Source organism: Pseudomonas sp. 4CAES_32.4 (assembly GCF_058136335.1).
Window position 1 is genome coordinate 5,266,250 of record NZ_CM176882.1, and the last position, 20,758, is coordinate 5,287,007.

A 20,758-nucleotide genomic window follows, 5' to 3' on the forward strand; every position below is an offset into this window, starting at 1 on the left:
GATTAAGTACGCTCCGTCTTGCTCAGCCACATATCGCGCATGGAGCCGTCTTTGATCTGCATCGGATAGACGTGCTCGCTGGTGTCGACTGATACGTCGATGATCACCAGACGATCCTTCATGGCGAACGCTTCTGCCATCTTCGACTTCAGATCTTTCGATTCGGTGATGCGAACGCCGACGTGGCCGTAGGCTTCAGCCAACTTGACGAAGTCAGGCAGCGATTCCATGTAGGAGTGCGAGTGACGGCTGCCATAGCTCATGTCCTGCCACTGGCGAACCATCCCCAGAACACCGTTGTTCAGGATGACGATTTTCACAGGCAAGCCATATTGCAGGCAGGTCGACAGTTCCTGGATGTTCATCTGGATGCTGCCTTCGCCGGTCACGCAGGCAACGTCATCATCCGGGAAGCTCAACTTGATGCCCATGGCCGCCGGGAAACCGAAGCCCATGGTGCCCAGACCACCGGAGTTGATCCAGCGATTCGGCTTGTTGAACGTGTAGTACTGCGCCGCGAACATCTGGTGCTGGCCCACGTCGGAAGTGATAAAGGCGTCGCCCTTGGTCACTTCGCAGAGGGTTTCGATCACGGTCTGCGGTTTGATCTTGCTGCCGTCGCCCTTTTCGTAAGGGAACAGGCCGCGATCACCGCGCCATTCATCAACCTGCTTCCACCAACTGGCCACGGACTCCTTGTTCGGGGTCTCGCCGATTTCCTTGAGGATCGCGACCATTTCGGTCAGGACGCTCTCAACCGGCCCAACGATAGGCACGTCGGCCTTGATGGTCTTGGAAATCGAAGCCGGGTCGATGTCGATGTGGATGATCTTGGCGTTAGGGCAGAACTTCGCCGCGCCGTTGATCACGCGATCGTCGAAACGCGCGCCGACAGCCAGGATCACGTCAGCATGGTGCATCGCCAGGTTGGCGGTGTAGCTGCCGTGCATGCCGAGCATGCCGATGAACTGACGATCAGTGCCAGGGAAACCACCCAGGCCCATCAACGTGTTGGTCACGGGCAGGTTGAGCATTTTTGCCAGTTCGGTCAGCGGTGCGGATCCGTTGCCCAGGATTACGCCGCCGCCGGAATACAGCACTGGGCGCTTGGCCGCCAGAAGCATCTCTGCTGCCTTGCGGATTTGCCCGGAGTGACCGCGAACGGCCGGGCTGTAGGAACGCAGCTTGGCTTTTTTCGGGAAGATGTATTCGAACTTCTCGGCCGGGTTGGTCATGTCTTTCGGAATATCGACCACGACCGGGCCCGGACGACCGGATTGCGCCAGGTAGAAGGCCTTCTTCATGACTTCCGGGATTTCCGAGGCGTGCTTGATCATGAAGCTGTGCTTCACGATCGGCCGGGAGATACCGATCATGTCGGTTTCCTGGAACGCGTCGGTGCCGACCATGGTGCTAGGCACCTGACCGGAAATGATCACCATTGGAATCGAGTCCATATAGGCCGTGGCGATACCGGTGATGGCGTTTGTGGCGCCTGGACCGGAAGTCACCAAAACCACGCCGGCTTTACCGGTGGCACGGGCGTAGCCGTCAGCCATATGGGTCGCCGCTTGTTCGTGACGAACCAGGATGTGATTCACTTCCGGTTCTTTGAACAGGGCATCGTAAACATGCAGGAGAGCACCACCCGGGTACCCGTAGATATATTTGACGCCTTCGTCACGCAAAAAGCGGACGAGCATCTCACCGCCAGATAAAAGCTCCACGTTGTTCACCTCTAAAACGCCAGAATACCGTCCACAAAAAAGGGGCGGGTCTTAATAGGTTTACTTCTCGGCAGAGCATGAGCGACGGTGGTCGCCGACTACGTCAGCACTGACTGAGCAAGTATTGGGATCGTCCCAGTGTTGCGGGCCTTTCCCACCCAGCGCGAGGTAACGCGTTGCGGGTGTAACAGGTCGGCGCGGATATGCGCCTCATGATCTACCGAGTGGGTCTGCTTCTGGCAGTCCCTCTACAGCGGACTTTGGATTCTTCTGTTTCGCCCTCTCCAAGTCAAGCCGTCTATGTAGTTAATTGTGGGTAAGCACATGAGAACGCAAGAAAAAACCTGAAAACCGCTACTCTGTTAGTGTCAATTGCGCACTTTTGCCAAGGATTCAGCATGCGAACGCTCCTCCTTACTCTGCTGATCGGCCTCAGCCCGTGGTGTATGGCCGCTCAAATCTACAAATGGGTTGATGCCCAAGGCGTCACGCATTTCGATGCGCAGCCGCCACAAGGTCAACCATCGACCACCGTGCAGACGCCCTCCTCGCCCCCGCCGAAACCGGCGGCAATACCGGGCAGCGGCGCAGTCGGTGATCAGAAGGCTATCGATGACAAGGTCAAGAAACAGGTTGCGGACCAACAGACGCAGCTCAAGCAGTTTTGCGAACAGGCACGGACGAACCTTGCGCAATTGCAGAACAATCCGCGCTTGAGAGAAGAAGTGGAGGGACAGTTGCGCCGGTTGGACGATGCGCAGCGGCAGGAGCGCATTGTCGAGGCGCAGAAACAGATTGCGCAGAACTGCGAATAGAGATCTGTAGGAGCTGCCGCAGGCTGCGATCTTTTGATCTTGCTTTTAAACAAAATCAAAAGATCGCAGCCTGCGGCAGCGCCTACACGGAATCGGTATTAACGCGAGGCAGTGATCAGCAGATCAAACTCTTTGAGCAGTACCTGAAGCCGACGATCCTTGCCACCCAGGTTGCGCTGGGCGAAGACCATTTCGGCCATTTCCTGAATACCCGAGGCATTCGGCAACGGCAGATCCTGCTCAAGAATCATCTTCATGCGCGGCAGGAAGATCCATTGCAGCCACTGCTCGAAGTCCAGCGTATCGACCGAAAACGGCTCGACACTGCTCAGGGCTTCGGCTGACGGCGGAACTGCGTCCCACCAACCCTGAGTGCGCAGTTCACGCTCGATCAATAGCAACTGATCGGCGATTTTCGGGAAACGAGCATCCATCACAGCGAGACCTTGGCCTTCTGACGGGCCAGTGTGGCGCCGGCGGAATCCCCTTGTTTCTCGCGGGCCTGAGCGATGACTTCCCACAGGTTGGCCTGCAGGTCAGGACGACCGTTGGCCATGGTCAGCGCGCGGCGAGCGAACTGCTCGGCCTGCGGCGCATCACCTTGCGCCATGCGCACTTGCGCCAGACGATAAAGCACTTGCGGCTCACGCGGAGCGACACGCTGGGCACGCTCCAGGCTCGACGACGCGCCATTGAGGTCGCCGCCAGCCTGTTGCTGTTGAGCCGTGGTCAGCAAGGCGAGTACCGGGCCGTCCAGTTGCTCGTCCGCCGACAAGCCACCGCCGCTGCTGGCCGATGGAATACCGCTCGGCGTCGAAGGCATGCTGTAGCTGCCGGAATTGACCGGAGCCGACTCAACCGGCGACGGCGTATACGGCCCCGACGTGATACCGCCGGACGCCGGGCCCGGCACGATTGGAGAAGAGCTGATCGGTGTCGACACCGCAGCACCGCCGCCCGGCACCATCACCACCACGACAGTATCACCCTGCGGAATGGCCTGAGTCTGGGCCTGCGCCGGACGCTTCACCGTCGTTTGACGGAAACCGCCGTTGGCCGAAATACGTTCGCTGTTTGACACCGCAGTACCGGAGTCAACCACCGGAATCGAACCACGCTGTACGGTAGAGCAGCCGCTGAGCAAAGCCACGGCGGTCACCGCTGGAATCAACCACTTGTTCACTTGAAACCCTCTTTGCTTAATTCATCCAGCCTTTGACCCAATCCATCACCGACTCGCCGGAAGCAGGCGTTTCGCCCGCACAGGAGGCGCCGGGTGGCGGTTCGCTGCCGCGAATATACGGCATCTGCACCGCCCCTGGGCAGTTGGCATCGGAGCCCTGCCCGGTACGCGAATCGACCCACGCCTGCACGACGTTGTCCGGTTGCGGCATGTCCAGCGGCAGCGGATCGGCCTTGCGCATGAAACTGGTCCAGACCTGCAACGCGCCGGTGGCACCGGTGAACGGCGTTTTGCCGTTATCGTCGCGCCCCAGCCAGACCACCGCCAGCACATCCTGACTGAAACCGGCGAACCAGCTGTCACGGGAATCGTTACTGGTACCGGTCTTGCCCGCCAGCGTCAGCGTCTTGGGCAGCACGTTATAAACCGAACTGCCGGTCCCTTCACGCATCACGCGCTGCATGGCGTTCTGGATCAGATAAATGGACGCCGGATCGAAACGCTGCTCGATCTGGAACGGATAACGCTTGAGCGGCTCGCCCTCGGCGGTCAGTACGCTGCGAATCCCGCGCATCGGCGTGTTGAAACCACCATTGGCGAGGGTCTGGTACATGGTCGCGACTTCGATCGGGGTCATGCCGCCAGCGCCAAGCAACATCGACGGGAACGCCGGGAATTCACGCGTTACGCCGAGACGGCCCAAGGTCTTGAGCACATTCGGCACGCCCACTTCCAGACCCAGACGCGAGGTCGACAGGTTATAGGAGTGCGCCAGCCCTTGATAAAGAAACACGGTGCCGTGGGAGCGGCGGTCATAGTTCTGCGGTTTCCACACCTGACCATTCGCGCCTTTGACCGACAACGGGTCATCCGACAGCCAACTGGTCAGCGTGTACTGGCTCGGTTTTTCCAGCGCGGTCAGATAAACCGCAGGCTTGATCAACGAACCGATTGGCCGCACCGCATCCAGTGCGCGGTTGAACCCGGCGTAACTGGCCTGACGGCTGCCGATCATCGCCTGGACTTCACCGGTTTCCGGGTTGGTCACGACCATCGCCGCTTCCACATCATCGGAGCCTTTGCGCCCGGCCAGACGTTTGAAGGTGTCGTTGACCGACGCCTCGGCTTTCATCTGCAGGATCGGGTCGAAACTGGTGAAGATACGCAGGCCTTCTTCGGTCAAGTCTTCGTCGCGGTAGTCTTCACGCAACTGACGCTTGACCAGATCGATGAAGCCCGGGAACGAGCTGTCGGCAAGCTTGCCGCGCGTGGTCACGCCCAGCGGCATTTTCTTCGCCGCTTCGACCTGCTCGGTCGTCGCCACGCCTTGCTGCTCGAGCACATCGAGCACCAGATTACGTCGCTCCAGTGCGCGCTCAGGGTTGCGACGCGGGTTGTAGTAGGACGGGCCTTTGACCATGCCGACCAGCAATGCAACCTGATGCAGCTTCAGCTCGGACAACGGTTGACCGAAGAAGAACTGGCTGGCCAGACCGAAACCGTGCACCGCACGCTGACCGTCCTGACCGACGAAGACTTCGTTGAGGTAGGCCTCGAGGATTTCTTTCTTGTCGTAATGCAGCTCCAGCAGCATCGCCATCATTGCTTCGGTGAGCTTGCGGGTCAGGCTGCGTTCGCTGGTCAGGTAGAAGTTTTTCACCAACTGCTGGGTCAGCGTACTGCCGCCCTGCGTCATCTTGCCGCCCGAGGTATTGACCCAGACAGCGCGGGCGATCGACTTCGGCGACACGCCCCAATGGCTGTAGAAATCGCGGTCTTCGACTGCGACCAGGGTTTCGAGCAGATACGGCGGCACCTGATCAAGCTTGATCAGAATGCGGTCTTCGAGGTTTTTCGGATAAATACCGCCGATCATCAGCGGCTCCAAGCGCACCACGGACAATTTCGATCCGTTGGTCGCAGAAAGCTCGGCTACATAATCGCCGGAGAAACGCACGCGCACTGGCTGCGGTTTTTCCAGACCTTCATAGAACTGAAAGCCACGGGTATTCAGATCGACTGTATTGCCATTGACCGCAGCGGCACCAGGGCCGTTGCTCACGGCTTCGCGGCGATAGCCGAGGGCATCGAGTTCGGTGAGGAAATCGTCCTTGCTGAGCTTCTGTCCGACGAACAGCTCAAGCGGGCGCGCGTAGACCTTGGCCGGGATGGTCCAGCGTTTGCCGGAGAACTTCTCCTGCACCACGGCATCGAGGTAAACGGCGAAGCCGGCCAGCACAACAAGGCCGACCAGACTGAGTTTAATGGCCCAGCTCAACCACGGGCTCAGGCCCTTGGAGGGTGGTTTTTTCTTGGTACGGGGAGATCGAGTTCGAGTCATGGCGGCGGATTATACGCACTTTATTCATCCTCAACAGGAGCGCTCCGAGGTTTGCGTCAGGCTGGCGAGCAGCCATAATGGCCGCCTCGAATTTCCCCCAGTCTCTGAAGGATCGCCCGTGAGCCAGTCACTGATCGCTGCCCTGCAAAACCCGGCCCTCTACCCGCACCCCGTCGAAGGGTTCCAGGTCATCGAAACCCATATCTCGTGGGTGATCCTCACCGGCCCCTTTGCTTATAAAGTGAAGAAGCCGGTCAATTTCGGCTTCCTCGACTTCACTGGCCTCGATTCGCGCGCACATTTCTGCGCTGAAGAGCTGCGTCTGAACCAGCGCCTGACCGACGATTTGTATCTGGAAGTGTTGCCAGTGACCGGTAGCATCGAAGCGCCGCAACTGGGCGGCGACGGCGCGGCGATCGAATATGTGCTGAAAATGCGCCAGTTCCCGCAGACCGGCATGCTCAGCACCCTGCAAGCCAATGGCGAGCTGACCACGCAGCACATCGACGAGATGGCCGAACAGATCGCGCGCTTCCACCTCAGTGCGCCGAAGGTCCCGGCCGAGCACGACGCTGGCACCCCGGACAGCGTGATGGCGCCGGTGTCGCAAAACTTCGAGCAGATCCTGCCGTTCCTCAGCGACAAAAACGATCTGCTGCAACTTGAGGCACTGAAAGCCTGGGCAGAAAGCAGCTTCGAACGCCTCAAGCCGTTGTTCGCTCAGCGCAAGACAGAAGGGTTCACCCGTGAATGCCACGGCGATATCCACTTGGGCAACGCCACGGTCATTGACGGCAAAGTGGTGATCTTCGACTGCATCGAATTCAACGAACCGTTCCGTTTTACTGACGTCTGGGCCGATACCGGGTTCCTCGCGATGGACCTGGAAGACCGTGGCCTGAAATCCCTGGCACGCCGCTTCGTCAGCCAATACCTGGAGCTGACCGGCGACTATCAAGGCCTGGAAGTGCTGAATTTCTATAAAGCCTACCGCGCATTGGTTCGCGCCAAGGTTGCCCTCTTCAGCATGCCAGCGGACGCGACCCCGGTGCAGCGCGCCACCACCCTGCGTCAGTACCGCAACTATGCCAACCTGGCCGAAAGCTACAGCACCATTCCTTCGCGCTTCATGGCGATTACCCACGGCGTTTCCGCTGTCGGCAAGAGCCACGTGGCCATGCGTCTGGTCGAAGCGCTGGGCGCGATTCGCCTGCGCTCCGATGTTGAACGCAAGCGTTTGTTCGGTGAGCAAACCATCGCCAACGACGTGCAGGCCGGGATTTATAGCACTGACGCCAGCGTCGCGACCTACGCCCGTTTGCATGAAATCGCTGAAGTGATCCTGCACGCCGGTTTCCCGGTGGTGATCGACGCCACTTACTTGAAGCGTGAGCAGCGTGACAGCGCCGCGAAAATTGCTGAAGCCACCGGTACCCCGTTTCTGATCCTCGACTGCAACGCACCGCAAGCGGTTATCGAGAGCTGGCTGGCGATTCGTCAGGCCGACCAGAAGGATCCGTCAGACGCCACCCTGGCCGTAATCGAAGCGCAGCAAGCCAACCGCGAAGCGCTGACACCGGAAGAAATCCTGCGTAGCAAACGCGTTCAGACCAATGAATCCGGCACGCTGGACACCGTGGTCGCGCAGATTCGCCAGCGCCTGCCAGGCCTGTAAGAAACTATTTCGGCCGTGAAGCCCTCGCTTGCTTCACGGCCGTCAAATAGTGGCACTATACTGGCGTCATAAAACCAACAGGTGATCTGACATGAGCCAGCCGAAACTGCTCGACTCCCCGCTGTATGCCTTGCTGCACAAAGATGACATCACAGGTTTCAATAAAGAACGCCCGCAGGACGGCCCGATCGATATGGTCGGCGGCGACTTCCGGGGTCTCGATCTGCGCGAACTGAACGCCGCTGGCGTGGATTTCCGGGACGCGTACTTCCGTTCCGCCGATTTGCGTGGCATCGATTTCCGTAATGCATCGCTGGAAGGTGCGAGCCTGGCCCACGCGCAGATTTCCGGGGCGTACTTTCCGCCGGAGTTGAGTGCCGACGAGATTCTGATGTCGATGAATTTCGGTACGCGTTTGCGTTATCGCACTCGCTGATCGTCTGATTGCTCCCTTACACAACGCCTCCCCTGTAGGAGTGAGCCTGCTCGCGATAGCGGTTTAAAATTCAACACATGTGTGCCTGCCAGTCCGCTATCGCGAGCAGGCTCACTCCTACATTGATTTGTGTTCCCCCCTCCTCCTCTGCGTTCGCAGGCCGCTCAAGCGCCTTTTCTTAGAAGCATTTGCGTCGAATCCGACCAAAGAACCACGCTTTTCCTACTGATGGCTACACTCCTGAGAAGCTCGCCCACGCACCATTCGGCCGTCGCAAGGAGGCTTGATGAATGATGAACTGCAACACCTGAAGAATCTTGGCAAGACGTCGGCGCAATGGCTGCATGCCGTGGGCATCCACAGCGCCTCGGACTTGCGTCGCCTGGGCGCGGTGGACGCCTACCGGGCCGTGCGTACCCGCGGGTTTCGCGCATCGAAGGTGTTGTTGTATGCGATCGAAGGCGCACTGATGGATGTGCATTGGAACGACATCCCCGCCGAACGCAAAGACGCGTTGAACAAGCAGCTGGAAGCCATTTCCTCGCGTCACAAGAACTGACCGGACACTGCCGTCATGTATTTGCTGGGGGAACAATCGGCGTACGCCGACGCATTGATCAACCGTTTGCAGAACTTGCCTGCACGGTGGCTCGAAGGGCTCGCGCCGTGCGGGGCGATGATTGAGGTTGAGGCGACGGATGATCTGCTGGCGCAGTTACCGAATGATCAGTTGTTTCTGCTCAGCGAAGGCGTGGTCACTGGCTGCATCGGTTCCCGGCCGCTGCTGTATTGGCAGGAGGGCGATTTGATCGGCCTGCAACGCGGCGACGCCTGGGTCGACTGCCGTTTGTGCAGTGAGGGGCCATTGCGCCTGTTGCCCTATCGGCGCGTTGAAGTCTTGCAGCATTTGTATGCCGAGCCATCCCGAGCGGATCAGTTTCTGGAATATCTGCTCGGGCAAATGGCGCTGCTCGCCCATGCCGTGGCCGAACTGAAGCCGCGAGAGTTTCGCAGCACCAATGGCTTCAAACGCGTTGAGGCGGGTGAAGTCCTGATCCGTGAGGGTGACGCCGCCGATCATGTCTTTGTGATCATCGAAGGACATGCCGAGGCATTTGTCGATGGGCTGAAAGTCGGCGACGTGCCCAGGGACGAGATTTTCGGCGCTATGGCCGTGTTCACGGGCGAACCACGCAATGCCACGGTGATCGCCCGCGAAGCGAGCACGGTGATGCTGATACCCGGTGATCAATTTTTGAGCATGACCCGTTCAAATCCGAAGATCGCCCATAGCTTGATCGAGAGCATGGCGCGGCGAATCGGCCAGTTGAACAGGCAGGTCAGTCAGTTGAGTGCCAACAAGCGTTAACGCCAAGCCCTTTGTTCACGCGGCCTAGCGGCCATTTCCGAGACTAAATGCAAGAAATGATAAAACAGTTGTTGACGTGGTAATGAGAATCGCTATGATTATCACAACTGGTCGCGAGATCAGTCGATATTCTGAAAAGCCCTTGGTTCGGACTCTCAGATTATCTCCTCATCAGGCTAATCACGGTTATTTGACCCGGTTTTTTACCGGGTCTTTTTTTGCCTGTGGAAAAGTCATTTACCGAATTGTTTGCGCATTTGCTCGCAATAATCCTGCTTCGGCGTGGCAGGTGTGTACCAGACATAATCGGCCATAGCGGCGGTCACCTCGCCACCCCGCTCGGCCAACATCAGCACCGTGGGTGCCTGGGTGGCGCCCAAATCGACAACGTGCAGCGGCGCACCAACATCCTTGCGCGCATGCCACGCCCCCGCCAGCAACATCGAAGGGGTGGGCGCCGCCAGCATGCGTTCGGCCATACGTCGATCACGCTGTTGCTGAACCGCGAGCATCGCCGGCATCTGCGACTCGGGCAGCAAGCCGCAGTGGGAATCACTGATCTGTTCCAGCAGCGCTTTTTTCACCGACGCCGCGTTACTGCGTGAACCGCTCAGAGCCGGAGGCTGGTGATAGATGGCGCGAATTTCGCTGTTTTCGAGATTGGCCGCCAGCAACGGATAAGGCTGCGCGAGGGCGTAGCGCACGATCGGGCCATAAAGATGCCAGTCCCAACCATCCTGCCAAGCCAAAGCAGCGGGAAGATCAGCGGTTGGCGAAGATGGCTGGCGCAAGGCATCGACTTTGGGTTGCTGATCCGGCGTGAGCATTTCCAGCAACAGGCTGCCTTGCGGCCGTTGCTCACCGAGGGACTGCAACAACCACAGCTGCACGGCGTGGTGATCGGCATTGTCATGTTGCTCACCGATGATCACTTGCTCAGGCGCAGCAAGCCGATTGACCAGTTGCTGCGCCGTCAGCACCTCGCCGTTGCGCAAATCGCGAATCTCGCCACTGATCGGCGGTGGCGCAACCCCATGCTGACACCCCGCGAGCCACACCACTGCTAATAGCCACAAGCCACGCATGCAATCACCTCGATGAAAAATCAGCGGGCGATTATCAGCGGATGCCCACGCTCCGGGTGCGGCTGCACCAAGACTTCAAGACCGAACACAGCTTTCAGCGTATCCGGCCGCAGCACTTGCTCCGGCGTATCCAGAGCCACTGGACGACCGCCTTCGAGCAGCAGAATGCGATCACAATAGCGCGCCGCCAGATTCAGATCATGCAGGATCACCAGCACTGCCGCGCCGCGATCGGCAAACTCGCGCACCGCTTGCAGCGTCGTGTGTTGATGCAGCGGATCGAGCATCGACGTTGGCTCATCCAGCAGCAGCGTTTGCCCGGCCTCCCCCGGCCAGAGTTGCGCCAGGACTCGCGCCAAGTGCACACGCTGACGCTCGCCGCCAGACAGTGCCAGATAACTGCGACCGCTCAGATGCCCGGCATCCGCCGCCGCCAACGCCGCCGCGATAATCTCGTCGTCACGCACCTGGCCGCTTTGATAGGGCAAGCGGCCCATACCGACCACTTCCTCAACGCGAAAGGCAAAGTCCAGAGTCGAGACCTGCGGCAGCACCGCCAGACGCTGGGCGCGTTGCGTGCCCGTCCAACGCGCCAACGCCTCCCCCTCGAGAGAAATCTCGCCCTCGCTGGCGATCAGTTCACCGCAGAGGGCCCCCAGCAAAGTACTTTTGCCGGCGCCATTCGGCCCCAGCACACCGAGCACTTCGCCCGGTTCAAGTTGCAGGGTCAATCCGCTGAGTACCGTTTTGCGGCCGCGCTGGATGTGTAGATTTTGCGCACGCAACATCAGGCACGCCCTCGCAGCAGCAGATAGAGAAAGAACGGCGCGCCGATAAACGCCGTCACAATGCCGATCGGCAGTTCCGCCGGGGCCAGCGCCAGACGCGCGACCAGATCGGCGAGCAGCAACAGGCTCGCGCCCGCCAGCACCGACGCCGGCAGCAACACTTTGTGATCCGGGCCAGCCAGCAACCGCACCAGATGCGGCACCACCAACCCGACGAAACCAATCATCCCCGCTGCGGCCACCGCTGCGCCGACACCCAACGCCGTACAGAACACCAACTCACGCTTGAGCCGTTCAACATCGATGCCTAGATGCCCGGCTTCCGATTCGCCGAGCAGCAAGGCATTCAGCGCCTTGGCCCGACGCGGCAACCACAATGCCACACCGGCACTGATGATCAGCAATGGCCACAGCCGCGAGTAACTGGCGCCATTGAGGCTGCCGAGGTTCCAGAACGTCAGCGTGCGCAAGGTCGCGTCGTCCGCCAGATACGTGAACAGGCCGACTGCCGAACCGGCCAACGCGGTCAGGGCGATGCCCGCCAGCAGCATGGTTGCGACATTGGTCTGGCCGTTACGTCGACCCAGTCGATAGACCAGCGCCGTCACCCCGAGGCCGCCGAGAAACGCGCAGACCGACAACAGATAGGGCCCGAACCATTCCGGCAAACCACCAAAAAACGAACCACCGACAATCGCAATCGCCGCCCCAAGTGCCGCGCCGCTGGAAACGCCAACCAGCCCCGGATCCGCCAGCGGATTACGAAACAAACCCTGCATCGCCACGCCCGACAAGGCCAGCACACCGCCGACCGCCAACCCGAGCAAGGTGCGCGGCAGACGAATCTGCCCGAGGATCAGTTCTGCCTGCTCCAGGCCGTCCGCCCCCAGCGGCACGCCGAGCATGCGCAAGAATGCGCGCAACGTATCGAACAACGGCAGGCTCACCGGCCCCAGCGCCAATGACAGCCAGATCGCCAGCAAACACAGAAGCGTCAGGCCAATGAACAAGCCACGGGGTTTTACCAGTGTGGTCATTGGCCGCTCTTGGCCGGGTAGAAACCGTCAGACAGGGTTTTCAGCGCTGCGGGTAAACGCGGCCCGAGCCCACCGACGAGCAGCGTCGGATCCAGCTCCAGCACGCGCCCGGCCTTGGCCGCACGACTTGAATTGAGAATCGGGTTTTCCTTGAACAACGCTGCTTTCGCCGCGTCACCGGTCAGCGCCCGGTCAGCAAATACCAGCACTTCAGGATCGAGGCTGGCGAGGGATTCCACGGAAAACGGCTTGTAACCGGTGTGCGTCGCCAGGTTGTGCCCGCCTGCCTGTTGCAGCAGCCAGTCGGCGGCAGTGTCCTTGCCGGCGATCAACGGTTTGCCGCCCGCGTGACCGAGCAGCAACAGTACGCCGGGGGCTTTTTGTTTGGATTGCGCGTCGGTCACCCGTGCTTTCTGCGCATCGAGTTGCTGTTGATAGCTTTGCAGCAGTTGCGTTGCCTGCGCTTCAGCGCCGAGCAATTGGCCCAGATGCGTGACGTTTTTCTCCAGCGTCGGCAGATCCGGTTGAGCCGAGAACAATTCGAGTTGAACCTTGGCTGCTTTCACCTGCGCAAGCACGGGTGGCGGGCCCATTTCTTCGGTGCCGATGAGGATGTCCGGGCGCAGGCTGAGAATGCCTTCTGCCGAAAGACTGCGCTGATAACCAATGCTCGGCAGCGCCTTCAAGGATTCAGGATGTTGACTAGTGGTATCGACGCCAACCAGTTTCGACTCGCCCCCCAATGCCGCGACCCACTCCGACAGCGCGCCGCCGGCGCTGACCCAACGTTGCGGCAAATCGGCCGCTGCAGCCTGATGGCTGACGAACAGTCCGGCACACAGCACGACAACGCGGGTACTCAGGCGCATACACAGCTTCCTTGAAAGACGTTTTTCCCGGGCATCCGGATGACAGGCCAAGTATCCTCGACCCTGCCAGCCGCCCTGCGGACGAAGGCCGCCATTTGATAATTGTTTGCATTTAAACGTCAAGCTCGGACATATCCAGACACGAGCGGACAGTAGAGGATAGTCATGAAGTTTCTCTGCGCGGGCACCGAACTCGCCGAAGCCGCCAGCCGTGGGTTTGAAGTCGACGGAAAAAAGCTGTTTGCCGTGCGCCGCAGCGGCCAGGCCTACGTTTATCTGAATCGCTGCCCGCACCGCGGCGTTGGTCTCGAATGGCACCCCGACCAATTTCTCGACCCGAGCAACAGCCTGATCCAGTGCGCCACCCACGGCGCACTGTTTCTCATCGAGGACGGCGAATGCGTCGCCGGCCCGTGCGCCGGGCAAGCACTCACCGCCATCCCTTGCCGCGAAGATGCGCAAGGCCTGTGGATCGATGTTTAACCGTTGAGCAACACATCGAGACGGCGATCAATGACCATTTCTTCGTGGCTCAAGCGAACGCCGTACGCCAGCACTTCAACGCCACATGCCACCGCTTCACGCAGCGCCTCGGCGTAGGCCGAATCGATTTCCTCGGCAGGGCGCACCGCTTCGATCCCGCTCAGATTCACGCAGTACAACTGCACCGCGCGTATGCCGTCCCGGGCCAGATGCGCCAGCTCACGCAAATGCTTGGCGCCGCGCTGGGTCACGGCATCGGGAAACGCCGCCACCGCCGTGCCATCGAAGCCCAAGGTGACGCTTTTCACCTCGACGTACGCCGGGCCGCTCGGGTATTCGAGGCGAAAATCGATGCGGCTTTTTTCCTGGCCGTACGCGACTTCGCGCTTCAACGCGGTGAAACCGTTTAACTCGGTGATCACGCCAGCTTGCAAAGCTTCTTCGACCAAACCGTTGGCCCGTGCGGTGTTCACGCAAAACAAGCGGCCCTGCGGTGTTTCGCCAATCTCCCAGGTGCCGGGCAATTTGCGCTTCGGGTCATTGGAGCGACTGAACCACACCTGCCCGCCCTCGACCTGACAATTGAGCATCGAACCGGTGTTCGGGCAGTGAATGGTCAGCAATTCGCCGCTAACGGTCTCGATATCGGCGAGAAAACGTTTGTAGCGACGGATCAGCCGCGCTTCTTCCAGTTCTGGATAAAAGCGCATCAGCCTTGCCAACTCTTCAAACCGCGAGCGATGCGTTCCACCGCTTCCTGTAAGCGAGGGAGGTTTTGCGTGTAAGCAAAACGCACGTGGTGACTGGCCTGATAACGACCGAAATCCAGTCCAGGGGTAAACGCTACATGCTCGGTTTCAAGGAAATGTCGGCAGAACGCGAAGGCATCGCCGCCGAACTGGCTGATATCAGCGTAAAGATAAAATGCGCCTTCAGGCTCTACAGCAATGTTGAATCCCAGCTCGCGCAACGCCGGCAAGAGGAAATCGCGACGACGGCCAAACTCGGCGCGGCGCTCTTCCAGAATCGCAATCGTGTCCGGTTCAAAACAGGCGAGCGCCGCGTGTTGCGCCATGCTCGGCGCACTGATGTAGAGGTTCTGCGCCAGTTTTTCCAGATCACTGACCGCAGCCTCCGGCGCCACCAGCCAGCCGAGGCGCCATCCGGTCATGCCGAAATATTTCGAGAAACTGTTCAGCACGAAAGCACTGTCATCGACCTCCAGCACACTGGCCGCATCGGTGCCGTAAGTCAGGCCGTGATAGATCTCGTCCACCACCAGATGGCCGTGCTTGGCCTTGATGGCTGTAGATAACCCGGCGAGTTCGTCGCGGGTCAGGATCGTGCCCGTCGGGTTGGCCGGGGACGCGACCAGTGCGCCGACGCTGTCGTGATCCCAATGGCGCTCGACCAGATCCGGGGTCAGTTGATAACGCACGTCCGGCCCTACAGGAACAAGCTGCGCTGCACCTTCGACCAAACGCAGGAAGTGCCGATTGCAGGGGTAACCCGGATCCGCCAGCAACCAGTGTTTACCCGGATCGACCAGCAACGCACTGGCCAGCAACAGCGCACCGGAGCCACCTGGGGTGATCAGAATCCGTCGCGGATCGATGTTCAGGCCATATCGCGATTGATAAAACCCGGCAATGGCTTCGCGCAGCTCGGGAATGCCGCGCGCGGCGGTGTAACGGGTCTTGCCCGCCGTCAGCGCCGCCTGCCCGGCGCGGATGATCGGTTCAGCGGTGGTGAAGTCCGGTTCGCCGATTTCCAGATGGATCACGTCATGGCCTTCAGCCTGTAATTCATTGGCTCGCGCCAGCAGCGCCATCACATGGAACGGTTCGATCGCACGACTGCGCGCACTGTAGGGCTGAGCCATTGGCTTTCCTTCGGCAGGGAAAAAGAGACGATTCTACCCATCTGCCGGAACGAGCGAGAACCCGCAGCGGTCACAGCCTCAAGAACGCTGGACTGTAACGATATGAGCGTACGCTCCAGGATTGACTAAAATCAGTGATTGAACAGGTCTTCAACACCACCAGACACGGCTTGCCAAACATTTGCAAGCGCCACCCGCCGGGGCCTCGACATCCGGGAGTAGCGCAGGCCGAATTGATCTGGTAAGTTCGCCCGCTTGCAGCCGCAGGGCCGGCAGGTGTCGGTGATGGAGCAATCCTGCGCAATGGATTACAAGAGTAGAGGCGGTCCATTTCATGCCCACCCAAGCAAAGCAACAGCAGCAAACGACGATCAGCGGTTTCGAACCCTATGTTCCGAAGGCCGGTGAAGAGTACATGGGCGCTCCAATGCGCGCGCACTTCACCAAGATCCTGAACAAGTGGAAACAGGACTTGATGCAGGAAGTCGACCGTACTGTTGATCACATGAAGGATGAAGCGGCCAACTTCCCTGACCCGGCCGACCGTGCCAGCCAGGAAGAAGAATTTGCCCTCGAGTTGCGCGCCCGTGATCGCGAGCGCAAGTTGATCAAGAAGATCGACAAGACGCTGGAGCTGATTCAGGACGAGGAATACGGCTGGTGCGAGTCCTGCGGCATCGAGATCGGCGTCAAGCGCCTCGAAGCCCGTCCGACGGCGGATCTGTGCATCGACTGCAAGACCCTGGCGGAAATCAAAGAGAAGCAGGTCGGCAAGTAATTTCGACCTGAACGAAAAACGGAGCGTGCGAACGCTCCGTTTTTGTTTCTGACGTTTGCCTATGCTTTTGTAGGAGTGAGCCTGCTCGCGACAGCAGCCTGACATTCAACATCTATGTTGACTGACCCACCGCCATCGCGAGCAGGCTCACTCCTACAGGTTGACCGGCGTATAGCCTGAAAAGTAGTTTCGTTTCCATGACTGCAAAAACATCCCCCGCCTACATCGGCCGCTTCGCCCCAACGCCCAGTGGCCATTTGCACTTCGGTTCGCTAGTCGCCGCCCTCGCCTCTTACCTCGACGCCCGTTCGGTCGGTGGTCGTTGGCTGGTGCGCATGGAGGATCTCGATCCACCACGCGAAGAGCCCGGCGCGCAGGTCGCGATTCTCAAAGCGCTGGAAAGCTACGGTTTCGAATGGGACGGCGACATGGTGCGACAGAGCGATCGCCACGACGCTTACGCAGACGTGCTCAACAGCCTGTTCAATCACGGCCTGGCTTACGCCTGCACCTGTTCGCGCAAACAGCTCGAAGCGTACAACGGCATTTACCCGGGCCTGTGCCGCAATGCCGGCCACGATCAACAGGACGCAGCGATCCGCCTGCGCGTGCCGGAGCTGGAATACCACTTCATCGACCGCGTGCAGGGTGAATATCGTCAGCACCTGGGACGCGATGTCGGCGATTTCGTGATCCGTCGCCGCGACGGCCTCTACGCCTATCAACTGGCCGTGGTGCTCGACGATGCCTGGCAAGGCATCACCGACATCGTCCGTGGTGCCGATCTGCTCGACTCGACGCCACGCCAGTTGTATCTGCAAGAACTGCTGGGCCTGCGTCAGCCACGCTACCTGCACCTGCCGCTGATCACCCAACCGGACGGCAACAAGCTCGGCAAGTCCTACCGCTCGCCGCCGCTGGAAGCCGATCAAGCCACGCCATTGCTGCTGCGGGCCCTGCGCGCATTGGGGCAAAATCCGGGCACCGAACTGGCCCACGCCTCGCCGCAAGAACTACTCAATTGGGGCAGCGCAAACTGGGATGCGACGAAGATCCCGCGCACACTGACCCTGCCCGAGGCGCAACTGCTATGACGACACTTGCAGTCGCGCGCCCATCCGTTACCATCGCCGCACGTTTTCGGGCACGCGCATAAAAAAGAGAGGCCGGGATGTACATCTATCGCTTGGTCCTGCTTTTAGTCGTGGGGATCTACCTGTTTTCCCCCGCCATCATGGATTGGTGGATCGACGCTACGGGCGCCTGGTATCGCCCCTATCTGCTCTGGCTGATCCTGATTGTCGTGACCTTCATCCTGCAGAGCCAAAAAGATGCCGATGAGCTTTAGCCTGACCCAGATGATCCTGATCAGCGCCGCGTACCTGGCGGCGCTGTTCGGCGTTGCCTGGGTCAGTGAACGGGGCATGATCCCGCGCGCGATCATTCGCCACCCGCTGACCTACACCTTATCGCTGGGGGTATACGCCAGTGCGTGGGCGTTCTACGGCACGGTCGGCCTGGCCTATCAGTACGGCTACGGCTTTCTGTCCAGCTATCTCGGCGTGTCCGGCGCGTTTCTGTTGGCGCCGGTGTTGCTCTACCCGATCCTGAAGATCACCCGCACCTATCAACTGTCGTCGCTGGCAGATCTGTTTGCCTTTCGCTTTCGCAGCACCTGGGCCGGCGCGCTGACCACGATCTTCATGCTGATCGGTGTGCTGCCCTTGCTGGCGCTGCAGATTCAGGCGGTGGCCGACTCCATCGGCATCCTCACCGGCGAGCCGATCCAGAGCCGCGTGGCGCTGGCGTTCTGCGCACTGATCATTCTGTTCACGATTTTCTTCGGTTCCCGGCATATCGCTACGCGTGAGAAGCACGAAGGCCTGGTGTTCGCGATTGCCTTCGAGTCGGTGATCAAACTGGTCGCCCTCGGCGGCGTCGGCCTCTATGCGCTGTACGGCGTATTCGACGGCCCGCAACAACTTGAGCTGTGGCTGCTGCAGAACCAGACCGCCCTCGCCGCCCTGCACACGCCGTTACAGGAAGGCCCGTGGCGCACGCTGTTGCTGGTGTTCTTCGCGTCGGCGATCGTGATGCCGCACATGTATCACATGACCTTTACCGAGAATCTCAACCCGCGCTCACTGGTCAGTGCAAGCTGGGGTTTGCCGCTGTTCTTGCTGTTGATGAGTCTGGCAGTGCCGTTGATTCTCTGGGCCGGCCTCAAACTCGGTGCCACGACCAACCCGGAATACTTCACCCTCGGCATCGGCATCGCCGCCAACAGCAAACCGCTGGCGTTGCTCGCCTATGTCGGCGGTCTGTCAGCGGCCAGCGGTCTGATCATCGTCACCACCCTGGCGCTGTCGGGCATGGCGCTGAACCATCTGGTACTACCGCTTTATCAGCCGCCGGCCGAAGGCAATATCTACCGCTGGCTGAAGTGGACGCGTCGGGCGCTGATCGTCGCGATCATCATGGCCGGTTTCGGTTTCTACCTGATGCTCGGCGCCGAGCAGGATCTGGCCAACCTCGGCATCGTCGCGTTCGTGGCGACGCTGCAGTTCCTGCCGGGCGTGTTGTCCGTGCTGTATTGGCCGACCGCTAACCGTCGTGGCTTTATTGCCGGGCTGCTGGCGGGGATTCTGGTTTGGGTGGTGACCATGCTGTTGCCGCTGGTCGGCAATCTGCAAGGGTTCTACATCCCGCTGCTGAACATGATTTACGTGCTTGATGACACCAGTTGGCACATGGCGGCCATCGCCTCGCTCGCCGCCAACGTCTTGATGTTCACCTTGATCTCGCTGTTCACCAATGCCAGCCCGGAAGAGGCCAGTGCCGCCGAAGCTTGCGCTGTGGATAACGTGCGACGCCCGCAACGGCGCGAACTGCATGCAGCCTCGCCTCAGGAATTCGCCACCCAACTGGCCAAGCCGTTGGGCGCCAAGGCTGCGCAGAAAGAAGTCGAACAAGCCCTGCGTGACCTTTATCTGCCGTTCGACGAACGCCGCCCTTACGCCTTGCGCCGTTTGCGCGACCGCATCGAAGCCAACCTTTCCGGCCTGATGGGCCCGAGCGTGGCGCAGGACATGGTGGAAACCTTCCTGCCATACAAGGCCGGTGGCGAAAACTATGTGACCGAGGACATCCACTTCATCGAAAGCCGCCTCGAGGATTACCACTCGCGCCTCACCGGTCTTGCCGCCGAACTCGATGCGCTGCGCCGTTACCACCGCCAGACCTTGCAGGAACTGCCGATGGGCGTCTGTTCGCTGGCCAAGGATCAAGAGATCCTGATGTGGAACAAGGCCATGGAAGAACTCACCGGCATCGCCGCGCAGCGTGTGGTCGGCTCACGATTGAGCACCATCGCCAATCCGTGGAAAGAATTGCTTCAGGGCTTTATCAACCTGCCCGACGAGCATTTGCACAAACAGCATCTGGCCCTCGACGGCCAGACCCGCTGGCTGAACCTGCACAAAGCGGCGATTGATGAGCCGTTGGCACCGGGTAACAGTGGTCTGGTGTTACTGGTCGAGGATTTGACCGAAACGCAGATGCTCGAAGACAAACTGGTGCACTCCGAACGTCTGGCCAGTATTGGTCGCCTCGCGGCGGGTGTGGCCCATGAAATCGGCAACCCGGTCACCGGCATCGCCTGTCTGGCGCAAAACCTGCGCGAAGAGCGCGAAGAAGACGACGAGCTGACGGAAATCAGCGGGCAGATTCTCGAACAGACCAAACGCATATCGCGCATCGTCCAGTCGCTGATGAGTTTTGCCCATGCCGGCAGCCATCAACACAGCGACGAGCCCGTGTGTCTGGCCGAAGTCGCCCAGGATGCGATTGGCCTGCTGGCGTTGAACCGACGCAATTTCGAAGTGCAGTTCTACAACCTGTGCGATCCCGATCACTGGGTCGAAGGCGACCCGCAGCGACTTGCTCAGGTCTTGATCAATCTGCTTTCCAACGCCCGTGATGCATCGCCGCCGCACAGCGCGGTACGGGTCAAGAGCGAAGCCGGCGAACACACGGTCGATCTGATCGTCGAAGATGAAGGCAGCGGTATTCCGAAGAACATCATGGATAGATTGTTCGAACCCTTCTTCACCACCAAGGATCCTGGCGAAGGCACCGGTCTGGGCCTTGCACTGGTCTATTCCATCGTTGAAGAGCATTATGGACAAATCACCATCGACAGCCCGGCTGATGTACAAAGCCAACGCGGCACCCGTATCCGGGTGACCTTACCGCGTCATGTCGAAGCGACGTCCGCTGTGAACTGAGACC

The 20,758-nt window shown here is 59.9% G+C and carries 20 protein-coding genes; 10 read left to right on the forward strand and 10 right to left on the reverse strand.

Features of this window, described 5'->3' with window-relative positions; all coding sequences use genetic code 11:
• Positions 1 to 2: 2 nt before the first annotated feature.
• Entirely contained in the window at positions 3 to 1,727 is a 1,725-nt protein-coding gene (locus AC3Y64_RS23685; protein ID WP_463555706.1) for an acetolactate synthase 3 large subunit, read from the reverse strand.
• Between the two features lie 398 nt (positions 1,728 to 2,125).
• Here AC3Y64_RS23685 and AC3Y64_RS23690 point away from each other — a divergent pair, with 398 nt between their 5' ends.
• Positions 2,126 to 2,542, forward strand: coding sequence for a DUF4124 domain-containing protein (locus AC3Y64_RS23690; protein WP_489985434.1), 417 nt, complete (start codon positions 2,126 to 2,128; stop codon positions 2,540 to 2,542).
• Positions 2,543 to 2,640: 98 nt separating this feature from the next.
• Here the strand turns inward: AC3Y64_RS23690 and AC3Y64_RS23695 are convergent, their stop codons facing one another.
• Genes AC3Y64_RS23695 through mrcB form a run of 3 tightly spaced genes read right to left on the reverse strand, consistent with a single transcriptional unit; the run spans position 2,641 to position 6,066 of the window.
• Complete coding sequence (locus AC3Y64_RS23695; RefSeq protein WP_489985435.1) at positions 2,641 to 2,976, reverse strand: YqcC family protein; 336 nt, start codon at positions 2,974 to 2,976, stop codon at positions 2,641 to 2,643.
• A complete protein-coding gene (locus tag AC3Y64_RS23700) occupies positions 2,976 to 3,725 on the reverse strand; it encodes a tetratricopeptide repeat protein (RefSeq protein WP_489985436.1) in 750 nt (249 codons plus the stop codon). Before AC3Y64_RS23700 ends, AC3Y64_RS23695 begins: the two co-directional genes overlap by 1 nt.
• 16 nt (positions 3,726 to 3,741) lie before the next feature.
• Positions 3,742 to 6,066: a penicillin-binding protein 1B gene (gene mrcB / locus AC3Y64_RS23705; RefSeq protein WP_489985437.1), complete on the reverse strand. Its 2,325-nt coding sequence runs from the start codon at positions 6,064 to 6,066 to the stop codon at positions 3,742 to 3,744.
• 118 nt (positions 6,067 to 6,184) lie between these two features.
• On the opposite strand from mrcB, the gene AC3Y64_RS23710 reads away from it, so the two are divergent.
• From AC3Y64_RS23710 to AC3Y64_RS23725, 4 genes are all read left to right on the forward strand, one after another.
• Positions 6,185 to 7,741, forward strand: a complete 1,557-nt coding sequence (locus tag AC3Y64_RS23710) for a bifunctional aminoglycoside phosphotransferase/ATP-binding protein (protein WP_489985438.1) — start codon at positions 6,185 to 6,187, stop codon at positions 7,739 to 7,741.
• Between the two features lie 91 nt (positions 7,742 to 7,832).
• Positions 7,833 to 8,177 (forward strand): pentapeptide repeat-containing protein, encoded by a 345-nt coding sequence (locus AC3Y64_RS23715; protein ID WP_158956915.1) that lies wholly within the window; start codon positions 7,833 to 7,835, stop codon positions 8,175 to 8,177.
• Positions 8,178 to 8,463: 286 nt separating this feature from the next.
• Positions 8,464 to 8,736, forward strand: coding sequence for a TfoX/Sxy family protein (locus tag AC3Y64_RS23720; RefSeq protein WP_003228231.1), 273 nt, complete (start codon positions 8,464 to 8,466; stop codon positions 8,734 to 8,736).
• Between the two features lie 15 nt (positions 8,737 to 8,751).
• A complete protein-coding gene (locus AC3Y64_RS23725) occupies positions 8,752 to 9,546 on the forward strand; it encodes a Crp/Fnr family transcriptional regulator (protein ID WP_489985439.1) in 795 nt (264 codons plus the stop codon).
• A 233-nt stretch (positions 9,547 to 9,779) separates the two neighbouring features.
• Here AC3Y64_RS23725 and AC3Y64_RS23730 read toward each other — a convergent pair whose 3' ends face one another.
• From AC3Y64_RS23730 to AC3Y64_RS23745, 4 genes are read right to left on the reverse strand one after another with little or no spacing between them, the layout of a single operon-like run.
• Positions 9,780 to 10,631 (reverse strand): ChaN family lipoprotein, encoded by an 852-nt coding sequence (locus AC3Y64_RS23730; protein WP_489985440.1) that lies wholly within the window; start codon positions 10,629 to 10,631, stop codon positions 9,780 to 9,782.
• A gap of 20 nt (positions 10,632 to 10,651) precedes the next feature.
• A complete protein-coding gene (locus AC3Y64_RS23735; protein WP_489985441.1) occupies positions 10,652 to 11,419 on the reverse strand; it encodes a heme ABC transporter ATP-binding protein in 768 nt (255 codons plus the stop codon).
• On the reverse strand, positions 11,419 to 12,402 hold the full coding sequence (locus AC3Y64_RS23740; protein ID WP_489988027.1) for a FecCD family ABC transporter permease: 984 nt from the start codon (positions 12,400 to 12,402) through the stop codon (positions 11,419 to 11,421). The genes AC3Y64_RS23735 and AC3Y64_RS23740 overlap by 1 nt, the downstream gene beginning before the upstream one ends.
• A gap of 50 nt (positions 12,403 to 12,452) precedes the next feature.
• Positions 12,453 to 13,325, reverse strand: a complete 873-nt coding sequence (locus AC3Y64_RS23745) for a heme/hemin ABC transporter substrate-binding protein (RefSeq protein ID WP_489985442.1) — start codon at positions 13,323 to 13,325, stop codon at positions 12,453 to 12,455.
• A gap of 165 nt (positions 13,326 to 13,490) precedes the next feature.
• Between AC3Y64_RS23745 and AC3Y64_RS23750 the strand changes: the two genes are divergently transcribed.
• On the forward strand, positions 13,491 to 13,808 hold the full coding sequence (locus tag AC3Y64_RS23750; RefSeq protein ID WP_489985443.1) for a Rieske (2Fe-2S) protein: 318 nt from the start codon (positions 13,491 to 13,493) through the stop codon (positions 13,806 to 13,808).
• Here the strand turns inward: AC3Y64_RS23750 and sfsA are convergent.
• Positions 13,805 to 14,518, reverse strand: a complete 714-nt coding sequence (gene sfsA / locus AC3Y64_RS23755; RefSeq protein WP_489985444.1) for a DNA/RNA nuclease SfsA — start codon at positions 14,516 to 14,518, stop codon at positions 13,805 to 13,807. The two genes, AC3Y64_RS23750 and sfsA, sit on opposite strands and share 4 nt — an antisense overlap.
• Positions 14,518 to 15,690 (reverse strand): pyridoxal phosphate-dependent aminotransferase, encoded by a 1,173-nt coding sequence (locus AC3Y64_RS23760; protein ID WP_489985445.1) that lies wholly within the window; start codon positions 15,688 to 15,690, stop codon positions 14,518 to 14,520. Before AC3Y64_RS23760 ends, sfsA begins: the two co-directional genes overlap by 1 nt.
• A 334-nt stretch (positions 15,691 to 16,024) precedes the next feature.
• Here AC3Y64_RS23760 and dksA point away from each other — a divergent pair, with 334 nt between their 5' ends.
• The 4 genes from dksA (at position 16,025) to AC3Y64_RS23780 (ending at position 20,754) form a co-directional block, all read left to right on the forward strand.
• Positions 16,025 to 16,468: an RNA polymerase-binding protein DksA gene (dksA, locus tag AC3Y64_RS23765; RefSeq protein WP_064118688.1), complete on the forward strand. Its 444-nt coding sequence runs from the start codon at positions 16,025 to 16,027 to the stop codon at positions 16,466 to 16,468.
• Between the two features lie 197 nt (positions 16,469 to 16,665).
• Complete coding sequence (gene gluQRS, locus AC3Y64_RS23770) at positions 16,666 to 17,562, forward strand: tRNA glutamyl-Q(34) synthetase GluQRS (RefSeq protein ID WP_489985446.1); 897 nt, start codon at positions 16,666 to 16,668, stop codon at positions 17,560 to 17,562.
• A 77-nt stretch (positions 17,563 to 17,639) separates the two neighbouring features.
• The gene (locus AC3Y64_RS23775) at positions 17,640 to 17,816 is read left to right on the forward strand and encodes a hypothetical protein (RefSeq protein ID WP_003176118.1); all 177 of its coding nucleotides are present in this window, start codon (positions 17,640 to 17,642) and stop codon (positions 17,814 to 17,816) included.
• Positions 17,800 to 20,754, forward strand: a complete 2,955-nt coding sequence (locus tag AC3Y64_RS23780) for a sensor histidine kinase (protein ID WP_178113681.1) — start codon at positions 17,800 to 17,802, stop codon at positions 20,752 to 20,754. Before AC3Y64_RS23775 ends, AC3Y64_RS23780 begins: the two co-directional genes overlap by 17 nt.
• Positions 20,755 to 20,758: the final 4 nt, after the last annotated feature.